7 protein-coding genes are annotated in these 8,595 nt (G+C 73.0%); all 7 read left to right on the top strand.

Features of this window, described 5'->3' with window-relative positions:
- The first annotated feature begins 200 nt into the window (after positions 1-200).
- The gene (locus BI06_RS34725) at positions 201-2,825 is read left to right on the top strand and encodes a thioesterase domain-containing protein (RefSeq protein ID WP_051742592.1); all 2,625 of its coding nucleotides are present in this window, start codon (positions 201-203) and stop codon (positions 2,823-2,825) included.
- 61 nt (positions 2,826-2,886) lie between these two features.
- Positions 2,887-4,131 (top strand): cytochrome P450, encoded by a 1,245-nt coding sequence (locus tag BI06_RS34730; RefSeq protein WP_082558904.1) that lies wholly within the window; start codon positions 2,887-2,889, stop codon positions 4,129-4,131.
- A 42-nt stretch (positions 4,132-4,173) separates the two neighbouring features.
- A complete protein-coding gene (locus tag BI06_RS34735; RefSeq protein ID WP_051742593.1) occupies positions 4,174-4,752 on the top strand; it encodes a GNAT family N-acetyltransferase in 579 nt (192 codons plus the stop codon).
- A complete protein-coding gene (locus BI06_RS34740; protein ID WP_051742594.1) occupies positions 4,749-5,408 on the top strand; it encodes a hypothetical protein in 660 nt (219 codons plus the stop codon). The genes BI06_RS34735 and BI06_RS34740 overlap by 4 nt, the downstream gene beginning before the upstream one ends.
- Entirely contained in the window at positions 5,395-6,483 is a 1,089-nt protein-coding gene (locus tag BI06_RS34745) for a BtrH N-terminal domain-containing protein (RefSeq protein WP_082558905.1), read from the top strand. The genes BI06_RS34740 and BI06_RS34745 overlap by 14 nt, the downstream gene beginning before the upstream one ends.
- Positions 6,483-7,745, top strand: coding sequence for a DegT/DnrJ/EryC1/StrS aminotransferase family protein (locus BI06_RS34750; RefSeq protein ID WP_082558906.1), 1,263 nt, complete (start codon positions 6,483-6,485; stop codon positions 7,743-7,745). Before BI06_RS34745 ends, BI06_RS34750 begins: the two co-directional genes overlap by 1 nt.
- Before the next feature lie 74 nt (positions 7,746-7,819).
- Positions 7,820-8,595: transketolase (locus BI06_RS34755; RefSeq protein ID WP_082558912.1), on the top strand; the 776-nt coding region annotated here is incomplete at its 3' end.

The following is an 8,595-nucleotide window of genomic DNA, read 5'->3' on the forward strand; positions in this document are numbered from 1 at the left end:
GCCGGGACGGAGTTCGGGACGGAGTTCGGGACGGCGGTCGGGACACGGACCGCGACAGTAACCGCGACAGGGACCGCGACGCTGGGGGACATGTGACGCACGACGGCGGGGAACGCCTGAACGCCTATCTCCGGACGAGATCGGCGCCGGCGGACACATCGAGTCTCGTCGAACTGAGCCGTACGACAACGGCGGGCCGGGTGGTGCTGTTCGCCCACCCGGTGGGCGGCAGCCTGCTGGCCTACCAGCCGCTGGTGCGGCGACTGGCCGACCACCGGTGCCTCGGGCTGGACGCGACCGCCCGCGCGGTCGCCGACGCCGGGCCGGCCGGCTCGATCCAGGAGCTCGCCCGTCGGCACGTCGAGAGCTTCGGCGAGCACGGCCCCCGGATCGACGTGGTCTGCGGCTGGTCGTTCGGCGGCGCCCTCGCCTGGGAGATCGCCTGCCTGCTCGCGGAGCGCGGGGAGCGCCCCGAGGTGGTGCTGCTGGACTCGACCTGGGCGGGCCGGGCGGTCCCGGTGTGGACGCCCGCCGAGGCGTTGCACGGCTTCGTCCAGGACGCGCTGCAACTCGGCGGGCAGGACGCCGGGTTCACGGCCGGGACGGCGGAGGAGGCCGCCGCGCGGTTGGACATGGACCCGGAGGTGTTCGCCGAGCGGCTGGCCCTCTTCACCCGCAACCGGCGGCTGGTCTGCGAGTGGCACCCCACCCCGGGCGACCTCGACCTGGTCTCGGTGCGCGCGGCGGAGTCGCTCACCTCCGACTGGCGCACCGCGACCACGGGCGCCGTGCACCTCCACGACCTGCCCGGCGACCACTACGGACTGCTCGGCGACAGCGGCAACGTCGCCGCGATCGAGCGGATCCTCCGGGAGCACCGGACCACCGCCACCGCCGCGGGACCGGCCCCGGGCGCGGTCGGGCCCGACGAAGCCGTGGTGGCCGACGGGGCCGAGGGGACCGACGAGGCCGCCCTGCACACGGCACTGGCCAAGCTGGTCGACACCCCGCACTGGCGCGACCTGGTGATCCGCTCCCGCCGGATGGACCCGGACGCGATCGCCGAGGCCTACCGGGAGCTCGGCCGGCGCGGACTGCTCGCCCCGGACTGGCCGCGCGAGTTCGGCGGCGGCGGCCTGCCCACCCGGCTCGCCATCGAGCTGTTCGAGGGCTTCTGCTCGACCGGGCTGCCGGACCTCGTCCACGCGCTGACCGTGCAGATCGTCGGCAACTTCGTGCTCAAGTCCGGTTCGGAGCGCCTGAAGCGCGAACTGCTCCCGCGCCTCGCCGGCGGCGAGGAGTTCGCCACCGTCCTCTACAGCGAGCCGCGCGCCGGCAGCGACCTCGCCGCGCTCCGCACCAGGGCCGAGCGGCGGGACGGCCGCTACGTCCTCAACGGCGTCAAGGTGTTCAGCATCTACAGCGACATCTCGGGTTCGGCGCTGGTGGCCGCCCGCACCGGCCGGGACGGCCACAAGTACGACGGCATCACGCTCTTCGTCGTCGACCTGGCCGCCGCCGGGGTCACCGTCGAGCTGGTGGAGACGGTGCAGCGCGAGCGGATGTGCCGGGTGCGGCTGCAGGACGTCGAGGTCGAGGACTGGCGCCGGGTCGGCGAGGAGGGTCGAGGCTGGGCCCTGCTGGACGGCGCGCTGGCCATCGAGCGCACCGGCATCGACCACGTCGTCAGGGCGGCCCGCTGGCTGCGGGCGCTGCGCGCGACGGTCGGCCGGTCGCCGGGGCTGGAACGCCTCGAGGGCCAGGTCGAGTGCGCCACCACGCTGGCCCGCGCGGCCACCGAGGTGTTCCTGCGGGCCGACGTCCGGGCGATCGACACCGCCGTCGCCAAGCTGTACACCAGCGAGACCTGCCAGCAGGTCGGGCACGAGGTGCTGCGGCGCTGGAGCACGCTGGGCCGGAGCACCCCGGACCGGACCGCGCCGGGCCGGACCACCGGCGTCGACGACCTGGTGCACGAGGAGCTGTTCTCGGGCCTGACCGAGTCACCGGGGCTCACCCTGTCCGCCGGCACCTCGGAGATGATGCTCTCCACCATCGCGGCGGACCTCAAGGAGGAGTACGAGCGGCGCTGCCTGGCGATCCTGCACCGCTTCGGCGAGGAGCTGGTCGACACCGTGCTGGAGGTCCTCGGGCCGGTCGGCGCCGCCGTCCGGGTGGAGCCGCTGTTCGCCCACTCGCCGGCCCGGCGCACCGCGCTCGCGGAGACCCTCGCCGACCTCGGCCTGGACGGGGTGGAGCGGCCGGAGGAGGAGGGCGGCCTCGGGCTCGGACTCACCGTCGGCTGCGCGATCGCCCTGGGCCTGGGCTACCTCGGGTACGAGAACGCCTACCGGTCCTGCCGCCTCGGCCACGGGGCGGCCGGGGGCGTCGGCCCGGCCGACGAGGACTCCCACGGCGGTTGCGCCGCTCCCGAGTGCCGGCTGCGCCACGCGGCCCACGCGCTGGGCCTGGGCCTCGGACTGTTCCGGACCGCCTGGGAGCACGCCTCCGCCCGGGAGCAGTTCGACCGCAAGCTGGTCGACCTCGACGCCCTGATGTTCCCGCTGATCCGCGGCTACGCCGAGCTGAACGCCGTCGGCACCCGGCTGCACGAGCTGGCGGAGCACGTCGCCGAGGTGGACGGGGAGGTGCTCGGCCGCTTCGAGCTGGTGGCCCAGGACGCCCTGGTGCGCGTCGTTCGGGCGGCGATGCAGGTGCTGGGCGCCCAGGGAATCACCGAGTGGTCGGTCGGCTCGCGCTTCTACATGAAATGCGCGGAGAGCATCGGATTCCTCGACCGGGAGGGCGCGGCGGCCGGCGGATAGACCCGGACCGTGCGCGTGTGTTGTTCGAGTGTCGGTTATCCCAGGTGAAGGCGGTATTTCGATGCGAATTTCTCCCGCGGGCCCCGAATCCTCCGACCTGCTGTCGTCGGACCTGTTGTCCCCGGACCTCTACGAGGAATCGCAGTACGCGGTCCGGAACATGCATTCCCTCTGGCAGGACCTGCGCAAGCAGGACGGGCTGCCGCTGCAGCGGACGCCGGACGGCCAGGAATTCTTCGCGGCCCTGCGGCACGCGGACGTGTTCGAGGTGCTGAACGACCCCGCGACGTTCTCCTCCGCGTACAGCACCATGCTCACGGTGCGCGGTGACGGCGACGTCGCGGCCGGAGCGGCGATCCACCTCACCGACCCGCCGCTGCACCCCGCGATCAAGCGGGTCTTCACCCCGCTGATGACGGCGCAGGCGGCGCAGCGCCTGGAGCGCGGCATCACGGACCGGATGTCGGAGCTGTTCGACACCCTCCGGGGTCGGGAGTCCTTCGACTTCTGCGAGGCCATGGTCACCCTGCCGATGACGATCACCGGCCTGCTGATGGGCATCCCGCAGGAGGAGTGGGCGGTCACCGGCCGGGCGACGGTGCGCGCGATGGGCGGGGTGGACGCGGCCGAGTCCGAGCGCCAGCGCCGGATCGAGCTGTTCCAGGCGCACACCACCATCATGTCCGTGCTGGGCAACGTCCTCGAGGACGCCCCGCCCGCCGACTCGGTGAGCGGCCGCTGCCCGGCCACGGCCGAGGTGGTGGGGGACACCACCGGTCGGGACGTGCCGCTGCTGAACGCCTACGCGTTCCTGATGGGCGCCAATCCGACCGTGCCGCAGACGATCAACCAGATGCTGATCATGCTGGCCGAGGACGCGGACCTGTGGTCCTGGTTCACCCGCCAGGAGGAGACCGACCAGCGGTTCGTCGACGAGGCGCTGCGCTGGGCGAGCCCGGTCAACCACGTGCTGCGGCGCACCACCAGGGACAGCCTGGTCGCCGGGACCGAGGTGCCGGCCGGGTCGCTGGTCTCCGCCTGGATCGCCTCGGCCAACCGCGACGAGGAGGTGTTCGCCGATCCCTTCCGCTTCGTCCCGGACCGCTCGCCCAACCGCCACCTGGCCTTCGGCCTCGGTGTGCACCGGTGCATCGGCCAGCATGTCGCCGCAATCGGTATGAAGATATTCTTCGACCTTTGGCGAAAGAATGTGCGGTCGGTGGCCCTCGACGGCGAACCCGGGCACCTGATCTCGAACTTCCTGAACGGCGTAGTATGTCTGCCGCTCGCCGTGGCCTGGAAGTAATCGGCGACCGGGACGGCGACCGCACCGCGGAAGGCAGAAGCGATGAGCGATTTCGTCACCACGATTGTCGGGCCGGGCGACTGGCCGACGGTCGGCGAATTCTTCGAGCCGAAAGGCCTCGTGGAGAACTGCTGGTGCACGTATTTCCGCATGACCGCCAAGGAACGCTCCTCCTGCGGCACCGCGGCGCGCAAGGACCGGCTCCGCGAACTGGTCGAGGGCGGCGAACGGGTGGGTGTCCTCGGCACGGTCGACGGCGTCCCCGCCGGCTGGATCGGGGTCGGCCCCCGGCTCGGCTTCCCCCGGCTGGCCAGGTCCCGGGCGGCCAAGCTGCTGAAGGGCGACGACCCGGAGCGCATCTGGTCCGTCGTCTGTCTCTACCTCACCCGCGACCACCGGCACCAGGGACTCACCAAGGTGCTCATCGACCGGGCCGCGCAGTGGGCGCGGGACGAGAAGGCCGAGTTCATCGAGGCCTACCCCGAGGACGACCGGGACCCCGCGGCCGCCTTCGAACGCGGCAGCTTCCGCGGCCGGGTCACCACCTTCGAGTCCTGCGGCTTCACCGTCGTCGAACCCCGTCTGCAGAGCAGGGCATTGGTACGGAAGGACCTCCGTTGACCGCTCAGACCGCTCAGACCGCTCAGACCGTTCAGACCGCTCCGACCGATCAGACCGCTCACAAGGTGCTCGCGCTCGAACCCTTCATGAACAACCAGGCCGCGACCACCCCGGCGAACCTCGCCGACGGCCGCCTCAACGTCTGGCGCAACTCGCTGCCGGCCCAGGACGCGCCGCTGGAACTCCTCGTGGACGGCGTTCCGCTGCGCACCGCCCGCCTCGACGGCACCGGCCCGGACAACGTCCGCTGCGCCGGGCAGCGGATCGAGGTCCCGGAGCGCCGGTGGGACTGGCTCTACCTCATCGGCTGCGGGGAACGCCGGGTCAGGGACGTGCTCACCTGGCACTTCTCCGACGGCACCGTGGACCGGGACCACCTCGCGCTCTCCGACCTGTGGGAGGGCCGGTCCGACTTCGGCGAGGAGCTGGCTCTGCGCACCGACGTCATCCACTACCCGCACCATGTGCAGGAGCGGATCGGGATCACCCTCTGGTGCCAGCGCGTCCCGGTGACCTCGCGCAAGCCGCTCACGGCCATGTCGCTGCCCAGGAACCCGGCCGTCCATCTCTTCGCCCTGACGCTCGTCGGCCGCCACCTGGGCGCCGGCGCCGACGGCGAACCGCTGATACAGGGAGCCAGCCGTGCACTCAGCTAGGACGACCGGGGTCGGGACGACCGGTACCGCGCCGCGCGCCGCCCGGTGGAACGGCGCCGCCGGGAGCTACCCCCAGTGGTACGAGGACCCGTTGAGCTGCCTGCAGACCACCCTGGGCGGCGTACTGCTGGAACACGGGTTACGGCCCGTCGAAGTCCTGGGCCTCTCCTGCGAGTTCGTCTTCGCGCCGGAGGACGTCCCGCGCGAGGAGTTCTACCGCCCGGCCCAGGGGGACCGGGGCGTGGCGGGCGACCTGTGCCCCTACCACGAGGTGGAGTCCGCCTGGACGACGGGCGCGGACGCTGACGACCTGATCGGGCTGATCGAGCAGCACTCCGGCGTCGTGGTGGCGGTGGACAACTACCACCTCCCGTTCCGCCCGGCCTTCCACGACGTGCACGCGGCCCACCTGGTGGTGGTGCCCGGCTGGCGGCGGACCGCCGCCGGCGCCGTGGAGTTCTACGTCTCGGACGCCCAACCACCGCGCTTCCAGGGCTGGTTGGCCGCCGAGCACCTGCTCGCGAGCTGGCTGTCCGGCAATCCCTCCGACGCCCAGGACGTCTTCTTCTCCAGCCGGGAGATCGGCGGCCGGGTGCTCACCACCTCGGTGCGCGAGCAGCCCGGCGAACTCACCGCCGACCGGGTCGCCCTGGCACTGCGCGGCAACCTGGACCGCTGGACCGGCGGCACCGCCGGGACCGGGGACCGGCTCTGGACCGGCCGGGCCGGACTCGGACGCTTCGTCGAACGGCTGACGGAGCACCGCGGCGACCCCGCGGAACTCCGCAGCGCCTACACCCTGGGCTGGTCGATGCAGTCGCAGGCGTTCCTGCACGGCCGCCTCGCCCAGGAGTTCGCGCACCGGAGCAAGCAGCCCCTACTGCTGGAGGTGGCCGCCTCGGCGGACCGGGTGGTCGCGGCCTGGTCGAACGTCCGGCTGCTCGGCGCCCACGCGGCGGAGACGGCCGGGACCACGGAACTCGTGCCGCGCCGCGGCGCCGAGCTGGTGCACGCGTACGAGCAGCTGGCTGCCGACTGGCAGCTCGCCCTGGCGACGGAATGGACGGACGTCTGATGGATGGCGGGTCTGTGGGCGGGCTGGCGCTCGCCGGGGGCGAACCCGTACTGGGGTCGCTGGCACCGGTGGACTGGCCGAGGACGACGGACGCGGACCGGGCGGCGGTGCTGTCCGTCCTGGAGTCGAACGTCTTCGTCTCCGACCGGACGGAGGAGACCGCCGTCGAACGGCTGGAGCGGTCCTGGGCGGACTACCTGGGCGTGCGGCGCTGCGTCGGGGTGAGCAACGGCACCACCGCCATCGAACTCGCCCTGCTGGCCCACGGCGTGGGCCCCGGCGACGAGGTCGTGGTGCCCGCCCTGACCTTCGTCGGCACGGCGATGGCCGTGGTGCACGTCGGGGCGACCCCGGTGTACGCGGACGTCGACCCGGTCACCTTCACGATGTCCCCGGACAGCCTGGCCGCCGAGATCACCGGGCGCACCAGGGCCGTCCTGCCGGTCCACCTGCACGGCCTCAGCGCCGACCTGGACGCGATCGGCGAGGTCGCCCGCCGGCGCGGTCTGGTGGTGGTCGAGGACGCCGCGCAGGCCCACGGCGCCCGCCACCGCGGGGTGCTGTCCGGCGCGTCCGGCAACACCGCCACCTTCAGCCTCCAGATGACCAAGAACCTCCCCACCTGCGGGGAGGGCGGCCTGGTGGTGACCGACGACGACCGCGTCGCCGACCGGATCGTCCAACTGCGCCAGTTCGGCGAGACGATCCGCCCGGACCGCCCCCGCCGCTACGTCAGCCACCGGCTGGGCTTCAACGCCAAGCTGAGCAACGTCCAGGCCGCCTACACCTCCAGCCAGTTGGAGCGGCTCGACGAGTACCACGCGGCCCGCCGGGCCAATGTCGAGGCCTTCCTGGCCCGGCTGCGCCCGCTGGAGGGCCTGACCTGCCCGTCCGAGCCGGACGGCTACGAGCACGCGTGGCACATCCTGCGCTTCGTGGTCGACTTCGAGCGGGTCCTGCCCGGTCTGGAGCCGGGGGAGGCCAGGAACCTGCTGATGCGGGCCCTGCGCGCCGAGGGCATGCCGGTCACCAGGTACCAGATGATGCCGCTCGCCGACCAGCCGGCGCTGCGCCCGCTGAACCGGCAGACCCCCGCCTCCTGGCCGGTCACCCAGCAGGTCATCGACCGCAGCTTCACCCTCCAGCAGCGCCAACTGCCGCCGGACGCGGGACCGTTGCTCCAGAGCTTCGCCGACGCGGTGGAGAAGGTCTGGTCGCACCTGAAGGTCCTGCCGGAACTCGCGGAAGGTGCGGGCCGCTGACCGGATCCGAGCACCAGCCGACGACCGCGCAGCTGGCGGCCCGCGCCCGCGCCGTCCGCGAGCACATCGTGGACATGTGCGCGGGGCCCGAGGGCGGCCACCTGGGGGGCTCGATGTCCGCCGTCGAGATCCTGGTCGCGCTCTTCTTCCGGACCATGGACATCGACCCCGCCGACCCCGAGTGGAAGCAGCGCGACATCTTCGTGCTGAGCAAGGGCCACGCGGCGATGGCCCTCTACGCCACCCTGGCCGAACGGGGGTTCGTCCCCCGCGAGGAGGTCGCCACCTTCTGCCGTCCCGGCAGCCGGCTGGCCACCCACGGCAATGTCGCCGTCCCCGGGGTGGAGTTCGCCACCGGCTCGCTCGGCCACGGGCTGGCGCTGGCCAACGGCACCGCGTGGGCGCAGCGCCAGGCCGGCGGCACCCCCGCCCGTACGTTCGTGCTGATCGGCGACGGCGAGCTCCAGGAGGGCACGGTGTGGGAGGCGGCGCAGGTGGCCCGCGCCCTGAACGCCGACAACCTGGTGGCGGTCGTCGACGTCAACGGCTTCCAGCAGACCGGCGCGGTGCGCGAGGTCAGCGACGGCGCTCCGGTCGCCGACCGCTGGGCCGGCTTCGGCTGGCACACGGTCGAGGTGGACGGGCACGACCTGGCGGCGCTCGGCGAGGCCCTCGACGGCGCGGTCCGCGCCCCCGGGCCGGCGGCCGTGGTCTGCCGCACCGTCAAGGCGAAGGGCGTGGGCGTCCTGGAGGGCCGTTCCGCCTCGCACTTCGTCCGGCTCGACACCGAGCGCAAGCTCGCCCGGGTCCGCGGCAGCCTCGGAGCGGCGGCGGCGCCCGCCGCGACCGG

It is taken from the genome of Kitasatospora sp. MBT66 (assembly GCF_000710405.2).
GTDB classification, from domain to species: domain Bacteria; phylum Actinomycetota; class Actinomycetes; order Streptomycetales; family Streptomycetaceae; genus Kitasatospora; species Kitasatospora purpeofusca.

Bases quoted from the DNA above. Each gene is read 5' to 3' on its own strand.
- BI06_RS34750 (WP_082558906.1), top strand. From the start codon at position 6,483: ATGGATGGCGGGTCTGTGGGCGGGCTGGCGCTCGCCGGGGGCGAACCC.
- BI06_RS34735 (WP_051742593.1), top strand. From the start codon at position 4,174: ATGAGCGATTTCGTCACCACGATTGTCGGGCCGGGCGACTGGCCGACG.
- BI06_RS34730 (WP_082558904.1), top strand. From the start codon at position 2,887: ATGCGAATTTCTCCCGCGGGCCCCGAATCCTCCGACCTGCTGTCGTCG.